The organism is Comamonas brasiliensis (assembly GCF_018292285.1).
GTDB lineage: Bacteria > Pseudomonadota > Gammaproteobacteria > Burkholderiales > Burkholderiaceae_C > Comamonas > Comamonas brasiliensis.
In genome coordinates, this window is record NZ_JAANES010000001.1 from 505750 (window position 1) to 524438 (window position 18689).

At 61.9% G+C, this 18689-nt stretch carries 19 protein-coding genes and 1 tRNA gene; 14 read left to right on the top strand and 6 right to left on the bottom strand.

Going from position 1 to position 18689, the window contains the following annotated elements; all coding sequences use genetic code 11:
- Positions 1 to 99 precede the first annotated feature (99 nt).
- From DJFAAGMI_RS02280 to ygfZ, 3 genes are all read right to left on the bottom strand, one after another.
- The gene (locus DJFAAGMI_RS02280) at positions 100 to 681 is read right to left on the bottom strand and encodes a response regulator transcription factor (RefSeq protein ID WP_211455791.1); all 582 of its coding nucleotides are present in this window, start codon (positions 679 to 681) and stop codon (positions 100 to 102) included.
- A complete protein-coding gene (locus tag DJFAAGMI_RS02285) occupies positions 678 to 2171 on the bottom strand; it encodes a sensor histidine kinase (protein WP_211455792.1) in 1494 nt (497 codons plus the stop codon). Before DJFAAGMI_RS02285 ends, DJFAAGMI_RS02280 begins: the two co-directional genes overlap by 4 nt.
- A gap of 66 nt (positions 2172 to 2237) precedes the next feature.
- Positions 2238 to 3194: a CAF17-like 4Fe-4S cluster assembly/insertion protein YgfZ gene (gene ygfZ / locus DJFAAGMI_RS02290; protein WP_211455793.1), complete on the bottom strand. Its 957-nt coding sequence runs from the start codon at positions 3192 to 3194 to the stop codon at positions 2238 to 2240.
- 44 nt (positions 3195 to 3238) lie between these two features.
- On the opposite strand from ygfZ, the gene mltG reads away from it, so the two are divergent.
- The 6 genes from mltG (at position 3239) to DJFAAGMI_RS02320 (ending at position 8236) form a co-directional block, all read left to right on the top strand.
- Positions 3239 to 4231 carry an endolytic transglycosylase MltG gene (gene mltG / locus DJFAAGMI_RS02295; protein ID WP_043007538.1) on the top strand — a complete coding sequence of 331 codons (993 nt, stop codon included), beginning with the start codon at positions 3239 to 3241 and terminating at the stop codon, positions 4229 to 4231.
- A gap of 89 nt (positions 4232 to 4320) precedes the next feature.
- The gene (gene tmk / locus DJFAAGMI_RS02300) at positions 4321 to 5010 is read left to right on the top strand and encodes a dTMP kinase (RefSeq protein ID WP_211455794.1); all 690 of its coding nucleotides are present in this window, start codon (positions 4321 to 4323) and stop codon (positions 5008 to 5010) included.
- Positions 5007 to 6032, top strand: a complete 1026-nt coding sequence (locus DJFAAGMI_RS02305) for a DNA polymerase III subunit delta' (protein WP_211455795.1) — start codon at positions 5007 to 5009, stop codon at positions 6030 to 6032. The genes tmk and DJFAAGMI_RS02305 overlap by 4 nt, the downstream gene beginning before the upstream one ends.
- An 89-nt stretch (positions 6033 to 6121) precedes the next feature.
- A complete protein-coding gene (locus DJFAAGMI_RS02310; protein ID WP_003056839.1) occupies positions 6122 to 6478 on the top strand; it encodes a PilZ domain-containing protein in 357 nt (118 codons plus the stop codon).
- A 202-nt stretch (positions 6479 to 6680) separates the two neighbouring features.
- Entirely contained in the window at positions 6681 to 7511 is an 831-nt protein-coding gene (locus DJFAAGMI_RS02315; protein WP_211455796.1) for a TatD family hydrolase, read from the top strand.
- The gene (locus DJFAAGMI_RS02320; RefSeq protein ID WP_043007531.1) at positions 7508 to 8236 is read left to right on the top strand and encodes an ankyrin repeat domain-containing protein; all 729 of its coding nucleotides are present in this window, start codon (positions 7508 to 7510) and stop codon (positions 8234 to 8236) included. Before DJFAAGMI_RS02315 ends, DJFAAGMI_RS02320 begins: the two co-directional genes overlap by 4 nt.
- Positions 8237 to 8347: 111 nt before the next feature.
- Here the strand turns inward: DJFAAGMI_RS02320 and msbA are convergent, their stop codons facing one another.
- Positions 8348 to 10204: a lipid A export permease/ATP-binding protein MsbA gene (msbA, locus tag DJFAAGMI_RS02325; protein ID WP_211455797.1), complete on the bottom strand. Its 1857-nt coding sequence runs from the start codon at positions 10202 to 10204 to the stop codon at positions 8348 to 8350.
- Between the two features lie 300 nt (positions 10205 to 10504).
- Between msbA and tolB the strand changes: the two genes are divergently transcribed.
- The 5 genes from tolB (at position 10505) to DJFAAGMI_RS02350 (ending at position 14187) form a co-directional block, all read left to right on the top strand.
- Complete coding sequence (gene tolB / locus DJFAAGMI_RS02330) at positions 10505 to 11824, top strand: Tol-Pal system beta propeller repeat protein TolB (protein ID WP_167010709.1); 1320 nt, start codon at positions 10505 to 10507, stop codon at positions 11822 to 11824.
- A gap of 67 nt (positions 11825 to 11891) precedes the next feature.
- On the top strand, positions 11892 to 12419 hold the full coding sequence (pal, locus tag DJFAAGMI_RS02335) for a peptidoglycan-associated lipoprotein Pal (RefSeq protein WP_211455798.1): 528 nt from the start codon (positions 11892 to 11894) through the stop codon (positions 12417 to 12419).
- Positions 12419 to 13180, top strand: a complete 762-nt coding sequence (gene ybgF, locus DJFAAGMI_RS02340; protein ID WP_043007525.1) for a tol-pal system protein YbgF — start codon at positions 12419 to 12421, stop codon at positions 13178 to 13180. The genes pal and ybgF overlap by 1 nt, the downstream gene beginning before the upstream one ends.
- The gene (locus DJFAAGMI_RS02345) at positions 13180 to 14004 is read left to right on the top strand and encodes a tRNA threonylcarbamoyladenosine dehydratase (protein WP_211455799.1); all 825 of its coding nucleotides are present in this window, start codon (positions 13180 to 13182) and stop codon (positions 14002 to 14004) included. Before ybgF ends, DJFAAGMI_RS02345 begins: the two co-directional genes overlap by 1 nt.
- A 107-nt stretch (positions 14005 to 14111) precedes the next feature.
- Positions 14112 to 14187: transfer RNA gene (locus DJFAAGMI_RS02350), tRNA-Lys, on the top strand.
- Positions 14188 to 14590: 403 nt separating this feature from the next.
- Here DJFAAGMI_RS02350 and DJFAAGMI_RS02355 read toward each other — a convergent pair.
- Positions 14591 to 14776 carry a hypothetical protein gene (locus DJFAAGMI_RS02355; protein ID WP_003056699.1) on the bottom strand — a complete coding sequence of 62 codons (186 nt, stop codon included), beginning with the start codon at positions 14774 to 14776 and terminating at the stop codon, positions 14591 to 14593.
- A 464-nt stretch (positions 14777 to 15240) separates the two neighbouring features.
- Here DJFAAGMI_RS02355 and DJFAAGMI_RS02360 point away from each other — a divergent pair, with 464 nt between their 5' ends.
- The gene (locus tag DJFAAGMI_RS02360; protein ID WP_349305210.1) at positions 15241 to 15675 is read left to right on the top strand and encodes a lipocalin family protein; all 435 of its coding nucleotides are present in this window, start codon (positions 15241 to 15243) and stop codon (positions 15673 to 15675) included.
- A 328-nt stretch (positions 15676 to 16003) separates the two neighbouring features.
- Here DJFAAGMI_RS02360 and DJFAAGMI_RS02365 read toward each other — a convergent pair whose 3' ends face one another.
- A complete protein-coding gene (locus DJFAAGMI_RS02365; RefSeq protein ID WP_211455800.1) occupies positions 16004 to 16333 on the bottom strand; it encodes a hypothetical protein in 330 nt (109 codons plus the stop codon).
- Positions 16334 to 16417: 84 nt separating this feature from the next.
- On the opposite strand from DJFAAGMI_RS02365, the gene DJFAAGMI_RS02370 reads away from it, so the two are divergent.
- Together DJFAAGMI_RS02370 and DJFAAGMI_RS02375 are read left to right on the top strand one after the other, a co-directional pair.
- A complete protein-coding gene (locus tag DJFAAGMI_RS02370; RefSeq protein WP_211455801.1) occupies positions 16418 to 17653 on the top strand; it encodes a sensor domain-containing phosphodiesterase in 1236 nt (411 codons plus the stop codon).
- A gap of 703 nt (positions 17654 to 18356) precedes the next feature.
- Complete coding sequence (locus DJFAAGMI_RS02375; RefSeq protein WP_003056688.1) at positions 18357 to 18689, top strand: hypothetical protein; 333 nt, start codon at positions 18357 to 18359, stop codon at positions 18687 to 18689.

The window sequence follows — 18689 nt, forward strand, 5'->3', positions numbered from 1 at the left end:
GGGGTGAACAAGCGATGACAGAACTTTAAGAAGGGCTGCTTTCGGCGCCCATTCGCAAGGCAACGGATGGCCATCGGTAATCCTACCGAGTCTGGCCGCTTACAAGGCTGCAGTCAGCAGCAGTCTTGTCTGTTCTGCGACCGAGCCAGTACCCAGCTTTTCGGCCAGTTTGGCGCGGTGTGTGTCCACGGTACGCACCGATATATCGAGCGCCGCTGCGATCTCCTTGCTGCCCAGGCCCTTGGTGATCAGCTCCAGCACCTCGCGCTCGCGCTCGGTCAGGCCGCGCAGGCTTTGGCGGGCTTCGTTGCGCTCGGCCTGCCGGTCAAGCCGTGCCTGCGCCGACTCAATGGCCTGCAGCAGGGTCTGCTCTTCGATGGGCTTGGTCAGGAAGTCGGTGACCCCCGCCTTGAAGGCACGGCGGCAGGCATGCAGATCGCCGTGGCCGGTGATCACTATCGTGGGCCAGTCCACGCCCTGTGCCATGAGTTGCTCGTGCAGCTGCAGGCCCGACATCATGGGCATGCGCAGATCGGTGATCAGGATGCCGGGCTGGCTGCGATCCAGATGGGCCAGGCAGTCGGCAGGAGATTCAAAGCAGGTCACGGGCAGCTCATAGGTCTGCAGCAGCAGATGCAGAGCGTTGCGCACCGACGGGTCATCATCGATCAGATAAATCATGCAGGCAAATCGGTTCCATCCAGCGGCAGATGCATGACAAAGCGGGCGCCATGCGGGCTGGGCACATATTCCAGACGGCCGCCCATGCGCTCCATCAAGGTGGCGCACAGCGGCAGGCCCAGCCCCATGCCGTCGGACTTGGTGGTGAAAAACGGCTCGAAGATGCGCTCTGCCGTGGCCGCAGTCATGCCCGGGCCGTTGTCCTGCACCGCGAGCAGGGCCTCGCCACCGCTTTGCTCCAGCGTGATGCTGATGGCGGCTTGCGCGCCCTGCGCCTGGCCAAGCGCATCGAGCGCATTGCGCACCAGATTGTGCAGCACCTGCTCCAGCGCCACCGGGTCGGCCCAGGCACTGCAGGGCTGCAGCGGTGCCTGCCAGTGCAGCGCCACCTTGGCCTGGCGTGCCGGGCCTTCCAGCAGCAGCAGGGCCTGATCGACGACCTGGGCCAGATCCAGTCTCTGCGGCTGGCTGGGGGCATTGCTCACATAGCTGCGCATGCGCTCCAGGATGGCACCCGCGCGCCTGGCTTCGCGCACATTGGCCTGCAGGGCAGTCGCCAGCAGTTCGGTCTTGCCCAGTTCGTGGGCGCGCAATGCGGCCTGGCTCTGGCTGAGCAGGGCGGTGACGGGCTGGGCCAGCTCATGTGCGATGCCCGAGGCCATCTCTCCCATGCCGTTGACGCGCGAGGCATGGGCCAGCTGTGCTTCATTGGCCAGCAGCTGGGCGCGCTGCTGGTGGCGTCTGGCCTGCTGGCGGCTTTGCCAGATCAGATGAACCGCACCGACCAGCATGGCGCTGATCAGGGCACTGATCAGCGCCATGCTCCAGCTGACCAGACTGCGGGGGCGGCTGAGCAGTTGCACCTGCAGAGGCTGGTCATAACCGGCGAGTGTGAATTCGCCAAATTTGTGGCTTTGCTGCAGCTGCGCAGCTGGCTCCAGTAAGGTGTGGTCATGAAGGCGGATGCGCAGCCCGCTGTCATCGGGCAGGACCTTATCATCCAGCAAGTGAGAGGAATCAATGCGAACGCAGAGCCAACCTTCGGGGTCTGCTATCTTTTTGAGAAAAAGATAATGACCCGGGTGCAGGGCGTCAGGCAGGCTGGCGCTGGCTCGCGGCGCCAGCGGAGCGGCAGTCTGCGCCACGGCAGGGTCCCGGCAACTGCCGGTGGCGGGCGTGGCCGCCGTGACCAGCTGGATTTCCTGGACGCGCGGGTAAATGGTCTGCACCGACTGCGCAATATGCTGCAGAGCCGATGACTCCTTGGCTGCATCGAGCGGTGCCACGGCAGTCAGGGCGGTAAGGTGGGCCTTGTGCTGGGCCACCTTCTCCAGCATCTGGCGTTGTACGGTCTGGGTCAGCTGCAACTGCTCCTGCTCCTGGCGAGCATGAGCCTGCCACCACTGCAGGGCCAGGATCAAGGCGCAGAGCAGCCCCCAGGCCAGGGCCAGCAGCCAGCGGTGGCGGTAGTCCGGGGAAGAGTTGCTCATGCGCCGAAGTGTAGCGGTGGCCTGGCTGGCAATGCCGGGCCAGCGTCAGTGCGGGCCCGGGGACGGTTAGATATCCGCCAGCAGCTCGTAGGGCAGGGGCAGGACCTGAAGCGCAATGCCCTTGCCTGCATCGGCACTCTGGCCTTCGGCCAGCGCCGCATGGGCAAACAGATCGTCGCGGGTGGAGGAGGCAATCTGCATGGAGACGATGGCGTCCCAGCCTCCTTGCGGAGTTGCTGCTGCCTGGACCACGGTGCCGGTGGCCTGCTCCAGGTCTTCGGCGCTGAACACCTCCTGGCCCACGCTCAGAGCCTGCTCGGCATGAACCAGATAGGCGCGGCGCTTGAGCGTGCCGCGGAACTGGCTGCGGGCCACCACTTCCTGGCCGGGGTAGCAGCCCTTCTTGAAGTTGACGCCGCCCAGGGACTCGTAGTTCAGCATCTGAGGCACAAAAGCATCAACCACCGGAGCCGACAGCGTGGCCACGCCGCTCTGGACTTCGGACCATTGCCAGAGGTCTTCGCTCAGCAGCTGTCCTTCGGGGGCCTGACCCGCAGGGCCGATCCACAGCGCACGCTGGTTGCCTGCAGCGGGGTAGAGCGCCAGCACATGGGCATCGCCTTGCTGGCTCAGAGTCCAGGCCGCTGCATCCTTGCCGGCAAGCTGCTCGGCAGCCTGGCCGGTCAGTCCGTAAAGAGCAAAGTCAGCCGTCGCATCGCTGAGCTTGCACTGGGCGCGCAGCACAAACATGGACAGGCGCTTGAGTGTGGGAGCCAGCAGGCTGCGGTCACAGATCAGCACAATTTCGTCAGCGCTGCGCCTGAAGCCGATGAAGCTGGCCAGCATGCGGCCCTTGGCCGTGCAAAAGGCTGCGAGGCGGGCCTGATCGAACTTGAGCAGCGCGAAATCGTTGCTCAACTGGCCATGGAGAAAGCTGGCTGCGTCGGCGCCAACGGCGCGGATGACACCAAGGTGGGAAATGGGGGTAATGCCGTTCAGGGGCAGCGTCTTGGGCTGGGTCATGGCTGAATTATGATCGTCGCTCTGTGTACTGATGGATCTAGCTTGTGCGTGCCCTTATTCGAGCACTGATATTTTTGCTGCTGCTGGCTGCCCTGGCGGCAGGCGGCGCCTGGTGGTGGCTGAACCAGCCGCTGCAGCTGTCCGAACCCAATCTGGAGCTGGAGATCGAACCCGGCACCACGCCGCGTGGCGTGGCGCAGAACGTGGTCAAGGCCGGGGTGCAAACCGATGCGCGCCTGCTCTATGCGTGGTTTCGCTTCTCGGGCAAGGACCGCGCCATCAAGGCCGGCAACTACGAACTGAGCACCGGTCTCACACCTTATGTGCTGTTGCAAAAGCTGGCGCGCGGCGAGGAAAGCCTGCGTGCGCTGACTCTTGTCGAAGGCTGGAACTGGCGCCAGGTGCGAGCGGCGCTGGCGCGTGAGGAATTCCTCAAGCAAGACAGCGCAGGGCTCAGTGACGAAGCCGTGATGACGGCCCTGGGTCGGGTGGGCGTGCCGCCCGAAGGCCGTTTCTTCCCCGACACCTATACCTATGCCAAGGGCAGCTCGGACATGGCCGTGCTGCGCCGTGCACTGCACGCCATGGATCGCCGTCTGGCCGATGCCTGGGCCATGCGTGCGGCCAATACCCCGCTCAAATCTGCCGATGAAGCCCTGACCCTGGCCAGCATCGTGGAAAAGGAAACCGGTCGCGCTGCAGACCGGGCGCAGATTGCCGGCGTTTTCTCCAACCGCCTGCGCATAGGTATGCGCCTGCAGACCGATCCTTCGGTGATCTATGGCGTGGGGGCCAGCTTTGACGGCAACCTGCGCAAGCGCGATCTGCTGGAGGACACGCCCTGGAACACCTATACCCGTGCAGGCCTGCCCGTCACGCCGATCGCCATGCCCGGCAAGGCGGCGCTGATGGCGGCAGTGCAGCCCGATCAGACCAAGGCGCTGTACTTCGTGGCCAGGGGCGATGGCACCAGCCATTTCAGCGCCTCGCTGGACGAGCACAATAGGGCCGTCAACCGCTACCAGCGCGGTCAGTAAGCAATCCTTGAGGGCGGCAGGTCATGGCCTGTGCCCTGTGTCGAATCAAACAACTGGTGCCGCCATGCGCTGCACTAGAGGAAATATCAGTGAGTACAGCTTTACCCAAGGGTCTGTTCATCAGTTTTGAGGGCATCGACGGTGCGGGCAAGTCCTCGCATATCGAGGCACTGGCCCAGGCTTTTCGCGATCAGGGCCGAGTGGTCACGCTCACGCGCGAGCCCGGTGGCACGCCGCTGGCCGAAAAGCTGCGCGCCTTGATGCTGCATGACGCCATGGACCCGCTGACCGAGGCGCTGATCGCCTTCGCGGCTCGGCGCGACCATCTGGTGCAGGTCATAGAGCCGGCGCTGGCGCGCGGCGAGGTGGTCATCAGCGACCGCTTTACCGATGCCACTTTTGCCTACCAGGGCGCGGGCCGCGGCTTCAGCTGGGAGCAACTGTCGGTTCTGGAGCGCATGGCGCAGACCGGCACGGCGCTGCAGGCAGGGCCGGCCCCGGATTTCATGCGCGAGCCCGACATGACGCTCTGGTTTGACCTGCCCGCCGAAGTGGCGGCCGAGCGCCTGGCCACGGCCCGTGTTCCCGACCGCTTCGAAGCCCAGCCCGGCGAGTTCTTTGCCCGAGTGGCCCAAGGTTATGCCGAGCGCGCCCGGACGGCGCCTCAGCGTTTTGTGCGTATCGACGCCCATGCCAGCCGCCATGCCGTGTGGCAGCAGATCACCCAGGCCGTGGTGCGCAAGGGCTGGCTGGCCATCATGGTGGGCAGCAAGCCATGAGTGAATCCGATCTCGAAGCGCCCTGGATCGCCTCGCAGCGTGGCCGTTTGCTGGCCCAGCGTGGTCATGCCTGGCTGCTGCAAGGCCCTTCGGGTCTGGGCCAGTACGCACTGGGACTGTCGCTAGTGCGCGCCTGGCTCTGCGAGCAGCCGTCTGCGCAAGGCGCTTGTGGGCACTGCGCCAGTTGCCATGCCATAGATGTGCGTGCCCATGCCGATCTGTGCGTGCTCATGCCCGAGGTGCAGATGATGGAGCTGGGCTGGCCGCTGCCGGAAAAGGCCCAGGCCGACATCGACGACAAAAAGCGCAAGCCCAGCAAGGAAATCCGCGTGGAAGCCATGCGCGATGCCGTGGAGTTCTGCCAGCGCACCAGCGCGCGCGGACGCGGCAAGGCCGTGCTGGTCTACCCGGCCGAGCAAATGAATGCGATTACCGCCAACGCCCTGCTCAAGACGCTGGAGGAGCCGCCCGGAGACACCCGCTTCGTGCTGGCCAGCGAGGCCGCGCACCAGTTGCTGCCCACCATTCGCAGCCGCTGCCTGACGCACACCATGACCTGGCCTGCGGCGGCCGAGGCCGCGCAGTGGCTGCAGGCGCAAGGTTTGAACGAGCCGGATGCCGCTGCGGCCCTGCAGGCTGCAGGCGGTCGACCCGGCGATGCGCTGCGCATGGCGGCGGACGCGGGCAAGGCCGCTGCCTGGGCCCAATTGCCAAGGCAGCTGGCCAAGGGGGATGTGGCGGCGCTGGCGGCTTTTGCGCCGGTGGATGCCGTGCAGGCACTGCAGAAAATCTGCCACGACCTGATGGCGCTGGCCGGTGGCGGCGAGCCCCGCTATTTCTCGCCTGCCGATCTGCCGGGCAAGCCGCTGCCCATGGCGCTGCTGGCCGAATGGTCGCGCGAGCTGGTGCAGGCGGCGCGCACGGCCGATCACCCCTTCAACGCCGGGCTGATGATGGAGGCCCTGGCCTCCAGGGCGCGGGCGGTGCTGATCTCGGGCAAAGCCGCAAGAGCCGTGCGTTAGGTCATGAAGCACGGTTTGGTCAAAATATTCCCGGGTGTTAACCTCGCCACTACCGCCGCCCGGCTGCCACAAGAATTCCGCTACCCACTATGAACGCAACTACCACCCCTCGTCCCAGCGTGATGCAGCTGGCGATCAAGGAAAAGGCGGCGCTGTATGCCGCCTATATTCCGTTGTTCGCCGAAGGGGGGATTTTTGTGCCCACGCAGCGTGACTATCGTTTGGGCGATGATGTCTACGTTCTGCTCACCCTGCCCGACGATCCGCAGCGCTATCCGGTCGCGGGCCGGGTGGCCTGGGTGACGCCAGAGCGCGCTTCCGGCAACCGGACCCAGGGCGTGGGCATCCAGTTTCCCAAGGATGCCAAGTCTGCCGAGCTCAAGGCCAAGATCGAGCAGATTCTGGGCACGGCCCTGAGCTCCGAGAAGCCGACCCAGACAATCTGATTTAGGACTTACGCAAACAAGAACTCAACTACAGCCTGTCTTCTGCGCCAGTCAGCTTGCCTAAACCTGTTTTGCGTAAGTCGTGTGATTTTTAATACTGGCGCGCTCTCACACCAGAGGCGCCGAGCAAAAGCCGTCTTGCAGCGATGGCGTCGTCCCCCGGGGGGAAGCGGCGCAGCCGCTCAGGGGCGGTCCAATTTCTATGTTTACCGATTCCCACTGCCACCTGAATTTCCCCGAGCTGAGCGCCAATATTGCGCAGATCCGCGAGGCCATGGCTGCCGCCAAGGTCACGCGCGCGCTGTGCATCAGCACGACGATGGAAGAGTTTCCCGAGGTGCACCAGCTGGCGCTGGACTATGACAATTTCTGGGCCACCGTGGGCGTGCACCCCGATACCGAAGACATGACCGAGCCCAGCGTGCAGGATCTGGTGGAGCGCGCCGCGCTGCCGCGCGTGGTGGCGATCGGCGAGACCGGGCTCGATTACTACGGCATGGAAGACCGCAAGGGCGGTCGCACGATTGCCGATCTGGAATGGCAGCGCGAGCGTTTTCGCACGCATATCAAGGCGGCGCAGATCACGCAAAAACCGCTGGTCATCCACACCCGCAGCAGCTCCGACGACACCTTGGGCATTTTGCGCGAGTGCGGCGAGGCCGATTCCGGCACTCAGGCCGGCGGTGTCTTTCACTGTTTCACCGAAACCGCCGAAGTGGCCCGTGCCGGTCTGGACATGGGTTACTACATCTCCCTGTCGGGCATCGTGACCTTCAAGAATGCCCAGCATCTGCGCGATGTGGCGGCCTTCGTGCCGCTGGACCGGCTGTTGATAGAAACCGACAGCCCCTATCTCGCGCCCGTGCCCTACCGAGGCAAGACCAATAATCCTTCCTACGTGCCTTTTGTGGCCAGGCAGATTGCCGAGGTGCGCGGCATTTCCATCGAGGAGGTGGCTGCCGCCACCAGTGCCAACTTTGACCGCCTGTTCAAGGGCGTGACCTTGTCCGTGAACTCTGGAGCGAGTGCATGAGTCTTTTTGCTGCCCCATCGATTGCATCGTCATTGAACCGCCGCCAGAGTCTGCGCTGGGCGGGGGCTGCTGTCGTCGGGGTGGCGGGCCTGCCAGGGCTGGCCCTGGCCAATGACTACGAGGACTATTCGCGGGCGCTGGTCAGCGACAACTCCAGTGCCATGGTGAATCTGATCTTTCGCGGCTTCAACGCCAACACCCTGGATTCGCGCGGGCGACCGGGGCTGGTGGCGGCTTTGCATCAGGACTCGCTCAAGGTCTTTGACGTGCTGCTCAAGGCGCCGCGCATCGATGTCAATCTGGCCTCGCGCCAGAACGAGACGCCGCTGATGATGGCCTGCATCAAGGGCCACCTCGATATCGTGCGCGAGCTGATCAAGCGTGGCGCCGACGTGAATCGAGAGGGCTGGGCGCCGCTGCACTATGCGGCCTCTGCCGACACGCCGCAGACGCTGGAGATCATCAAGCTGCTGCTCGAAGAAAGCGCCTATATCGACGCAGCATCGCCGAACGGCAGCACGCCGCTGATGCTGGCCGCCCAGTACAGCAGCGAAGCCGTGGTCAGGCTGCTGCTGCAGGAGGGGGCGGACGTCACGCTGCGCAACCAGCGCAATATGACGGCAGCGGACTTCGCCAGGCTGGTGGACCGGCAGTACATGGTCGATCTGCTGGGCAAGGCGCTGCAGCATGAGCGCCGTACCCAGCCCCCGCGCGGGAGCTGGTAGCGGACGGGTTCAGTACCGGGCTAGCTATTTTGATAGCTTCTAGCGCCCAATGAAAAAGGACTTCAGGGTCATTTGACTCTGAAGTCCTTTATTTATATGCGGTAGCAGCTCTTAAATTTGAGGCTCGCCAGGGGTCGAGCTGCGCACCTGGTTGTGCAGGCGGGCGTAGAGGCCGCCCAGTTCCATCAGTTGTTCATGCGAGCCTTGTTCGGCAATCTGGCCGCGCTCCATGACGACCACGCGGTCCGCGTGCTCGATGGTGGACAGGCGGTGGGCAATCACCAGCGTGGTGCGGCCCTGCATCAGTCGGTTCAGCGCCTGCTGGACCAGTCGCTCGGACTCGTTGTCCAGTGCCGAAGTGGCTTCGTCCAGGATCAGGATGGGCGCATCCTTGTAGAGCGCGCGGGCAATGGCCAGGCGCTGGCGCTGGCCGCCCGAGAACTGGCTGGCATTGTGGCCCACCAGGGTGTGCAGGCCCTGGGGCAGATTGCGCACGAAGTCGCCCAGATTGGCGGCCTCCAGAGCGGACCAGACGCGGGTCTCGTCAATATCCCTGCCCAGGGCCACATTGGCCGCGACGCTGTCGTTGAGCATGACGACGTCCTGGCTGACCATGGCGAACTGCTGGCGCAGCGTGTTCAGGTCCCAGTCGGCCACGGGAACGCCTTCCAGCAGGATCTGGCCGCTGGTGGGCGAGAAAAAGCGGGGCAGCAGATTGACCAGAGTGGTCTTGCCGGCGCCGGACGGGCCGACCAGGGCCACGACTTCGCCGGCCTTGACGTCCAGGCTCAGGTGCGAGAGGGCCGGAGCCTTGTCCGGGCCGAACTGCACGCTCACATCGCTCAGCTGCAGTGCGCCGCTGACCTTGGTGGAGGGCTTGAAACTGCCGCCTTGCTCGTCGGTGGAGCCTTCGAGCAGGGCCAGGCCACGCTCCAGTGCGGCCACGCCGCGCGTGATGGGGTTGGCCACATCAGCCATGCGGCGAATGGGCGCAATCAGCATCAGCATGGCCGAGATGAAGGCGGCAAAGCCGCCCACGGTCACATCCTGCACGCTGGCCGAGCCGATGGCGGCGCCGCCTTCGCGGCTTTGCCACAGGGCGATGCAGAGAATCACCGACAGCGCAATCGCCGCCAGCACTTGGGTCAGCGGAGTCATGGCGGCCGAGGCGATGGTGGCCTTGGTGTTCAGGCCGCGCAGCTGGCGGCTCAGCTCGCCAAAACGCGACTGCTGCGAAGCCTGGGCGCCATGCAGGCGCACCATGCGGTGTGCCAGCACGTTCTCCTCCACCACATAGGCCAGTTCGTCGGTGGCCGTCTGACTGGACTTGGTGATGCGGTACAGGCGGCGCGACAGCGTCTTCATGACCCAGGCCACGCCCGGCACCATGAAGGCCACGATCAGCGTGAGCTGCCAGTTCAGATAGATCAGATAGCCGAGCAGGGCGATCAGCGTGAAGCCGTCGCGAGAGATGCTCATCATCGCCTGCACCAGCTGCTGGGCACCGGTCTGCACCTCGTAGACGATGGTGTTGGACAGCGCCGATGCCGATTGCCTGGAAAACAGGCTCATGTCGGCGGCCAGCAGGCGCTCGAAGAGTTTCTGGCGCAGACCCAGCATGCCGTCATTGGTGATGCGTGCCAGCGCGTACTGCCCCGTGAACTGGGCCAGGCCGCGAATCACGAACAGGCCGATCAGAAACACGGGCACCGTCCACAGCGGCAGCGACCCTGCCGTAAAACCGCTGTCGAGCAAGGGCTTGAGCAGCGCCGGCATGGCAGGCTCGGTCGCCGCCCCCACCAGCGTGGCAAAAATGGCCAGACCCCAGGCCCAGCGCTGGCCCGAGAAATAAGGCGTCAGGCGCTTGAGGCGCTGCATCAGCGGCAGATCGGATGGATGGGCGGGGACAGCTGGAGCGGGAGCGGCCTTGGCGGTCTCGCTCGGCGATGGGGACGGTGTGGCTTGCATAAGCGCGTGATTTTAGGGCTTGTGCTTTTGGAGTCCGCACGGATCTCAATAGATGAAATTCGGGATGAAGTTGTAACCAACTATGCCTGTTTGAATATAAAGCGCAAGCCTGCGGCAGAATTGGTCCGGGGCTTGTCTCTGCACTCATGCAGACTCTGGCATGCTCCCGATCTGAAAATTTTGTGGCACTTGCGTTTGATCACCCTACTGAGCACGTTCTTACATCAGGAATCCGTCAGTGTGTGTAACATTCGCGCTTGTGTTTGTACCGGGCAATTCCGGAAATTTTGATGGCTGCCAATGACTATTGACCGACTTCCATCCCTGACAACCTGGGCGGCAGGGCCGCGCGCTTCCCGTAGAGCCATGCTGGCAACGCTAGCCGCCACGCCGGCCCTTCCGGCACTGGCCCAGTTCAGGGTTGAGGTAACAGGCGTGGGCCTGACACAGCTGCCGATCGCAATCGCCCCGTTCAAGGGGGAAGGTTCGGCCCCGCAGAAGATTTCCGCCATCATCCAGGCCGACCTGGAGCGCAGTGGCCAGTTCCGCGGCGTGGACGCTTCCGGCGTCGCGCTGGACGAGACCTCGCGCCCCGACGTGGCGCAGTGGCGCCAGAAGGGTGCCGATTCGCTGGCCACCGGCAGCATCACCCGCCTGGCCGACGGCCGCTGGGATGTGCGCTTCCGCCTTTGGGATGTGGTCAAGGGCCAGGATCTGGGCGGCCAGGGCTTTGCCGTGACCACCGGCGATCTGCGTCTGGTGGCACACCGCATTGCCGACTACATCTACGAAAAGCTCACGGGCGAGAAAGGCATTTTCTCCACCCGCATTGCCTATGTGACCAAGGCCGGCGCCCAATACCGCCTGTGGATTGCCGATGCCGACGGCGAGAATGCCCAGTCGGCGCTGTCCAGCCCCGAGCCCATCATTTCCCCCGCCTGGGCGCCCAACGGCACCCAGCTGGCCTATGTGTCCTTCGAGTCACGCAAGCCCGTGGTCTATGTGCACGATGTGGCCAGCGGCCACCGCCGTCTGCTGGCCAATTTCCGCGGCTCCAACAGCGCTCCGGCCTGGTCTCCCGACGGCAGCCGTCTGGCCGTGACACTGAGCCGCGATGGCGGCTCGCAGCTGTATCTGCTCAGCGCCCAGGGCGGCGAGCCGCGCCGCCTCATGCAAAGCAGCGGCATCGATACCGAGCCCTGCTTCTCCAGCGATGGCCGCACCATCTATTTCGTCAGCGACCGTGGCGGTGCCCCTCAGGTTTACAAGGTTTCGTCCTCGGGCGGCAGTGCCGAGCGCGTGACCTTCAGCGGCACCTACAACATCTCGCCCGCCATCAGCCCCGACGGCAAATGGCTGGCCTATGTCTCCCGCGTGGGCGGTGGCTTCAAGCTGCAGGTCATGGATCTGGCGACAGGCACCGTGAACTCCGTCACGGACACCACGGCGGACGAGAGTCCGAGTTTTGCGCCCAACAGCCGTCTGATTGTTTACGCCACCATCCAGGGCGGCCGCGAAGCACTCATGACCACCACCCTGGACGGCAAGATCAAGGCACGCCTTGCAGGGCAAGGCGGTGACATACGCGAGCCCGACTGGGGTCCGTTCCAGAAACACTGATCTGAAGTTTGCGTTCCCTCTTTCTTTCTAGTGATGAAGTCCGTTGTGGACTGTTCGGAGAAATCTCATGTTGACTATCAAACGTCTTTCTTTGGCTTTGGCTGTGACCGCTCTGGTCGCTGGTTGCAGCTCGGGCGTCAAGCTCGACGACAAGCCTGTTGACGGCTCGCTGTCGAGCCAGGGTACCGGCGCAAGCGGCCAGGGCCAGAGCGGCGTGTCCGGTGTGGACCTGACCGGTTCGGCCGCCTCCAAGGCCGGCCCTCAGGGCGTCAGCCGCATCGTGTATTTCGACTTTGACAGCTACTCTGTCAAGGCCGATGCACAGCCCCAGATCGAAGCCCATGCCAAGTTCATCAAGGCCAATCCTGCGGCCAAGGTGCAGCTGGAAGGCCATACCGACGAGCGCGGCGGTCGTGAATACAACCTGGCTCTGGGCCAGAAGCGCGCCGAAGCCGTGCGCCGCTCCCTGGGTCTGCTGGGTGTCAACGACGCTCAGGTCGAAGCAGTGAGCTACGGCAAGGAAAAGCCCGCTGCCGAAGGCCATAGCGAAGACGCTTACGCCCAGAACCGTCGCGTTGAAATCAACTACCGTTAATGATGAAGCAGGCCTTGTTGACTCTCCGTCACGCAACGCTGCCTCGCCTGGTGGTGGCCGGCCTGCTGGCCGGCTCTGCCATCAGCGCCCATGCAGCCCTGTTTGGTGATGACGAGGCGCGCCGCGCCATCATCGAACTGCGCCAGCGCGTTGACAGCCTGCAGCAATCGCAGGAGCAAACCCGTCGCAGCCTGCTGGATCTGCAGTCGCAGATCGAGTCGCTCAAGTCCGACCAGGCAAAGTTGCGCGGTCAGAACGAGCAGCTGACACGCGACGCTGCCGAGTTGCAGCGCGGTCAGAAAGATCTGGCCAAGGGCTTTGACGAGCGTCTGCGCCAGTTCGAACCTGTCAGCGTGACCGTGGATGGTGTGGAATTCACTGCCGATCGCAACGAGCAACAGGACTTCGAGCAGGCTCTGGGCATGTTCCGTTCGGGCAAGTTCCCCGAGGCCGGTCAGGCGTTTGCCGCTTTTCTGCGCCAATGGCCCAAGAGCGGCTATACGCCGTCGGTGCGCTTCTGGCTGGGCAACTCGCAGTACGCCACGCGCGACTATAAGAACGCCATCGCCAATTTTCGCTCGGTCATGACCACGGCTCCCATGCATGCCCGCTCGCCCGAAGCGGCTTTGTCCATCGCCAACTGTCAGGTGGAACTCAAGGACACCAAGGCGGCGCGCAAGACCCTGGAAGAGCTGCTGCAGGCCTATCCGAACTCGGAAGCCGCAGGGATTGCCAAGTCCAAGCTGGCGACGCTCAAGTAATGGCCGGATATTCACAGCCTCAAGCGGAAACAGCGCCCCCATCCGGCGCTGTTTTTTCTATGGAAGAAGCAGATGTGCAGCGCCGCTTTGGCGGTCTGGAGCGCCTCTACGGCGTGCCGGGCGCGGCCCGGATTCGTGCCGCCCATGTGGTGGTGGTCGGTGTCGGCGGAGTCGGCTCGTGGACGGCCGAGGCCCTGGCGCGCAGCGGTGTGAGCCGCCTGACCCTGATCGATATGGATCATGTCGCCGAGTCCAATATCAATCGCCAGATCCATGCGCTGACCAGCACGGTGGGTCAGGCCAAGATCGAGGCCATGCGTGATCGCATCGCCGAGATCAATCCGGCTTGCGTGGTCAATTGCATTGACGAGTTTGTCGATCCGGACAACTGGCTGCAACTCTTGCCGGCCGATGCCGATGCGGTGATCGATGCCTGCGATCAGATCAAGGCCAAGGCCGAAATGGCTGCGCATGCGCGCAAGACCCGGCAGTGCTTCATCTCCGTCGGCGCTGCGGGCGGAAAGCGCATGGCCCATCTGGTGGATATTGCCGACCTCAGTGCGACGACTCATGATCCGCTTCTGTCGCAGCTGCGGTACCGGCTGCGCAAGCAGCATGGCGCTCCCAAGGATGGCAAGCGCATGGGCGTGACCTGCGTGTTCAGCCGGGAGGCGGTAGCTCCTCCCGATGCGTCTTGCTCCATCGAGGGCGGTGATGGCAGCCTCAACTGCCATGGCTACGGCTCGGTCGTGGCCGTGACGGCAACCTTTGGTCAGTGCGCTGCAGGCTGGGTGCTCGATCAATTGGCCCGGCAGTCGAACTAATCGTGAACTGAACCAACTAATTCGCGATTTCGGCAGCGGGCCGGAAAAAATAGATTACAATAACGTTATTCCACTGATTAGGCAACTACTGCTTTTGAGGTGTGGCAGGGTCTTTAGCTCAGTCGGTAGAGCAGCGGACTTTTAATCCGTTGGTCGCGAGTTCGAATCTCGCAGGACCCACCAAAGATAACAAGGCCCCGTAGCAATACGGGGCCTTTTTCTTTTGCTATCAATTGAGCAGCAGGAATCAGATTCAAGCTGCTTTTTTGGCATGTGTGCGGGCTTTTTTGACAACCAACGAAGCAGCGCCTTGCAGGACCTGCGCAGTCAATGGGCAATGGCGGAAGAAGTCCAATGCCAATCAGAATTGGTGTCTGGGCTCACTGCTTTTTCGAGTCCAAGGGCTTTTCCTTAGTGTGTTGCCGGCTTTAGGAAGTGGCCTGCAGTACTTCCGCTCGGGATCATTGAAGCGGGGGAGTAGGCCCAAGCTTGCAGTGTGCGTCGCCATTTGTTCATTCCCCAAAACGGGCCCCCGCTTGCTTCGGCTATGACAGGGTTTGTGCTGCAGTTCGGGCCGGATCTGCTGCTACGGGGTTTTACTTCTCCCGCGGTAGTTCAGGTCGGTGGCCGAGTAGTTCTCGCGCTTGCGCCAGTCCATCTGAATCGGGCCGGCATGGTTGGCAGGATAGGTGATGCGCTCTTTTTCGCGATTGAGTTCCCACTGCTTTGCATCCACGATGTGATGGACGGTGGACTCTTTGGATTTGCTCATGGGGCAGGCGGCCTTCAATCAAGTTGCTGAACCAAAAGACGACGGTACAGCTGCCGCGATGGCGCGTCCAGCGAATTCGCAGGGTGGCCGATGGTTCGCTCGAATTGCGTTGGAATCACGACTACATCAAGTATTTCTAGGGTAGATGTGGATAGTTGCAGCAGGAGACATATGTTCGCCTGAGTGTCTTCCTGGGTGGTCAACAGGAAATGACACGGCCTTTGCTCGCGCATCAAAGCTGCTAACGGAGCTGTCTTCCAGCTTGATTCCGCCGGAATCGGGAAAGCCCGCTTTGCATGGCGGGCAGGAGCATGAATGGTTGAATAAGGCTTTCAACTTCAGGAACAACCATGCGTTTTTCGAGAAGTTCGCTGATTCGCTGTGCCGCTTTGACGGCGGTTGCGGCGGGAGTTGTCTCTGCATTCTGGGGCTGTGCTGTCTCGGTCCCTCAAGGCTTGCAGCCTGTGAGTGGCTTTGATGTCAAGCGCTATACGGGCACCTGGTACGAGCTTGCGCGGATAGAGCACCGTTTTGAAAAAGGACTCAGCCAAGTCTCCGCGCAATACAGTCTCAACGAAGATGGGACTGTGACCGTCATCAACCGGGGCTATGACCCTGCGAAGCAGGAGTGGCGGCAGGCCCAGGGCAGGGCACGCTTTCTGGACGACCCCGGTGTGGCAGCGCTCAAGGTTTCCTTCTTTGGTCCTTTTTATGGCGGCTACAACGTGGTGAGCCTGGATGACGAATATCAGACGGCCATGGTAATAGGCGGAAGCCTGGATTATTTCTGGCTGCTGTCGCGCAGCAAGACCATTCCCGAGCAGCAATTCAGGCGCCTGCTTGAAAAAGCCAGCTCACTTGGGGTTGACCTGGGCCGCGTGCAGGTGGTCGCACAGTAGTGCCTTCATGCGCAGAGCCATCTGCGCAGCAGCAGAGCGCTCAGAAAGTTCTCTCATGGACGAGCTGGAGTGACCGGCGCGGGGGCGCCATATGCGCGCTCACTGGGGTGGACAAGGCTTTACGGGATCCATGCGGACCAGCTTAGTGCAGTAACGAGTGGTTGAGCGTGAGAGATGCTGCTCTGACGCTGATCGTGGTGGCACCGGGAAAGCGCTTCATTGCGTCTTCAAGAGCGGCGCATGTGCTGGGGAAGAGGGCCGTGTAATAGGCTCCTGCCACTTTGATGATGCACCGTCTCATTGATCTCTCCTCGAACCCAAACAGTAATTAACTGGTTATCGGGCTATTTGTATCAAACTGAAACATAATTTTGTAAAGCCCGTCGATCTTGATGCAGTCATTGGTTCGGCCCAGACTCTCTACCCGCAGATGCTCCATGTGGACCAGACCGCGACGCCAGTTCCATTGCTGTTCGTTGGCGGTGTGATGAAGAGCCCCGTAGATGGGCGTTTGGCCGACGCCACGTGACAAAGTGATCAGGCCCGGGTTGGTGGAAAAGCGTGGTTGCAGCGGTGGCTGAAATCGAGGCAGATTGCGGAATTTGCCGGGTTGATTGACATTTTTTCCACGCTCACTGCTGAGAAACTGGCTGCGCATAGAGGCTTATCGCTTCACATTGAATGCTGTTTTGTATTAAAAAGTGACAAAAGTCATGTGAGTCGACTGTATGTAAGAGGGGGCATGCAGATGAACGATCTGGAGCTTGAAGGAAATCGCCATCTCAATCACTTGATGAGATCTGGTGTGTGCGCCGAAGGTGTTGATCGCATACTTCGTGCGGTTCGCAAGCACCTTGGAATGGATATCGCCTTTGTCTCGCACTTCGGAGCCGCTGACCGGGTGCTCAAGCATTTGGACAGTGTTTCGGGCGGACCGCTATATCAAGGTCAGAGCATTCCCATGCAGGAGGGGTATTGCCTGAAGGTGGTCCACGGCGAGTTGCCTGAATGCATTCCGGACACCAGTAGTGTGCCGGCTGCTCAGCAGATTTCTGCAACCCATGCCATTCCAATCGGCTCCCATCTGAGTGTTCCCGTCCGGCTCACGGACGGGCATGTCTACGGCACGCTTTGCTGCTTCAGCTTTCTCCCGAACCCCACGCTGGGCGAGCGTGACATGCAGTTGCTACGGGCATTCGCCGAGATCCTGGCTGACCGCATCGAAGAGCAGGCCGCAGAGGAGCGGATCAAGGCACAGCTGGTTGGCGAAGTGCGTTCCGCTTTGGCGCACGGCGACCCGAGAATGGTGTTCCAACCGATCTGCAGTCTGCGCGACAAGGCCATTTGCGGCTTTGAGAGCCTTTCGCGTTTTGATGTCGAGCCCAGACATGCGCCGGATTACTGGTTCGACGTGGCAGACAAGGCAGGGCTTGGCGTTGATCTCGAATTGTGCGCGATTGCCAAGGCACTTCCTGCGCTGCAGCGACTGCCTGCCAGCAGCAGCGTCAGCGTCAACTGCTCGCCACAATTGCTGCTGAGCAGCAAGTTCCACCAACTGCTGGATGGCATCGATGATCTCTCCCGCCTGGTCCTGGAGATTACCGAGCATGCAGCTGTCAAGGATTACAAGGCACTTGCCGTTGGGCTGGAGCCCTATCGTCGCCGGGGCGCGAAACTGGCGGTTGACGATGCCGGCGCGGGCTATTCCAGCATGCGGCACATCCTCAATCTCGAGCCGGAAATCATCAAGCTGGATATGAGTCTTACCCACTCGATCGACACCGACGAGAAGCGGCGTGCGCTGGCCAGAGGCCTCATCAGTTTCGCGCATGAAATCGGAAGCCTCGTGATTGCCGAGGGCGTGGAGCGACCGGAAGAGCTGGAAATGCTTCAGAGGCTTGGGGTGGATTGTGCTCAAGGGTATCTGCTTTCCAGGCCGCTTGAGATTGATGCAGCGGCTGTGTTTTCACTGCACTGACAGGCAGCGGCGGCTGCATCGACTGCCGCACCGTCTGAGTGCCGATGAACTTGCCAGTGGCTTGCTGGATCAACTGGCCCAGAGCACATGCACTTGCATTGAGCCGTATTGACTCCACCTCATGCCCTTCTTGGCGAGGCCAGGGGGAGTTTCTGAGGCCCTGGTGCGATGAAGCCCGCCTGGCCTGCAATAGGCCTAGCGTAAACATCTATTCAGCGTTATCAGCTGGTGCACTCATACTGTTAAAAAATGTAAATCACGGAGGTGCAACTATGAAATGGCTGCTCGTCAGTTTCGCGTTCGTGGCGCTCACACTCTGTATGAGTTTTTTTGCATCAATCGTGGACGACCTGAAGAAGGCCAGCGACCAGAATTGATCGGGAAGCTGTTTTGACAGCTCCCATGCAAAAGCATTTCCACCGGTCGACCGTGACCATCGTATTCATGGTGTTGGGTCAATTTCCATAGTTGCTCCCGCTATCGCATTGGTTTTTTCAAAGGCGTTTTGAGTCTCCGACAGCCGTTTGACAAGTCCGAGGTGAACGTTGCGGAGGAGCTTGCAGCGCGTCCGAGAAGGCTGCTGTGACGGGCATGGCGGGTTGGAGTAGTGGGCAGGACCTGCGATCCACAGCGGACAGTTGACCCCTGTAAATGCGTTCGACTATGCTTGTTGCATTTGGTCACATTGCATGGGGAGGGCGCTTTGCCAAGCATTGAAGTTTTCGAAAAACTCACTGGCCGCAAATTTTCCAATGCGGAGCTCTTGCACACCAAAGTGCTCGCTTTTCCTGAGGAAGGGAAAAGGAGGGTTGTCTATGGACTGCTGGCTGAGGCCATAGACATTGACTACTCCCAGAAGTCACTTTCCGCGCTGGGTGAGCAAATCAAGCTGGCACTGTGCAATATCGAGCGTGTTGTGCCCAGAGCTTTCGTGGGGCAGAACATTCGTGTGTACGAGGGCGGCAACCACCTGGACATCATCAATGATGGTGTAGGGAGTATGGGATGGTTGATCGTCGAAGAATATTCAATCTGA

Excerpts from the sequence above, each read along its gene's own strand:
- DJFAAGMI_RS02280 (WP_211455791.1), bottom strand. The coding sequence starts at position 681 with ATGATTTATCTGATCGATGATGACCCGTCGGTGCGCAACGCTCTGCAT.
- DJFAAGMI_RS02285 (WP_211455792.1), bottom strand. The coding sequence starts at position 2,171 with ATGAGCAACTCTTCCCCGGACTACCGCCACCGCTGGCTGCTGGCCCTG.
- ygfZ (WP_211455793.1), bottom strand. The coding sequence starts at position 3,194 with ATGACCCAGCCCAAGACGCTGCCCCTGAACGGCATTACCCCCATTTCC.
- DJFAAGMI_RS02305 (WP_211455795.1), top strand. The coding sequence starts at position 5,007 with ATGAGTGAATCCGATCTCGAAGCGCCCTGGATCGCCTCGCAGCGTGGC.
- DJFAAGMI_RS02310 (WP_003056839.1), top strand. The coding sequence starts at position 6,122 with ATGAACGCAACTACCACCCCTCGTCCCAGCGTGATGCAGCTGGCGATC.
- DJFAAGMI_RS02315 (WP_211455796.1), top strand. The coding sequence starts at position 6,681 with ATGTTTACCGATTCCCACTGCCACCTGAATTTCCCCGAGCTGAGCGCC.
- DJFAAGMI_RS02320 (WP_043007531.1), top strand. The coding sequence starts at position 7,508 with ATGAGTCTTTTTGCTGCCCCATCGATTGCATCGTCATTGAACCGCCGC.
- msbA (WP_211455797.1), bottom strand. The coding sequence starts at position 10,204 with ATGCAAGCCACACCGTCCCCATCGCCGAGCGAGACCGCCAAGGCCGCT.
- tolB (WP_167010709.1), top strand. The coding sequence starts at position 10,505 with ATGACTATTGACCGACTTCCATCCCTGACAACCTGGGCGGCAGGGCCG.
- pal (WP_211455798.1), top strand. The coding sequence starts at position 11,892 with ATGTTGACTATCAAACGTCTTTCTTTGGCTTTGGCTGTGACCGCTCTG.
- ybgF (WP_043007525.1), top strand. The coding sequence starts at position 12,419 with ATGATGAAGCAGGCCTTGTTGACTCTCCGTCACGCAACGCTGCCTCGC.
- DJFAAGMI_RS02345 (WP_211455799.1), top strand. The coding sequence starts at position 13,180 with ATGGCCGGATATTCACAGCCTCAAGCGGAAACAGCGCCCCCATCCGGC.
- DJFAAGMI_RS02355 (WP_003056699.1), bottom strand. The coding sequence starts at position 14,776 with ATGAGCAAATCCAAAGAGTCCACCGTCCATCACATCGTGGATGCAAAG.
- DJFAAGMI_RS02365 (WP_211455800.1), bottom strand. The coding sequence starts at position 16,333 with ATGCGCAGCCAGTTTCTCAGCAGTGAGCGTGGAAAAAATGTCAATCAA.
- DJFAAGMI_RS02370 (WP_211455801.1), top strand. The coding sequence starts at position 16,418 with ATGCAGATGAACGATCTGGAGCTTGAAGGAAATCGCCATCTCAATCAC.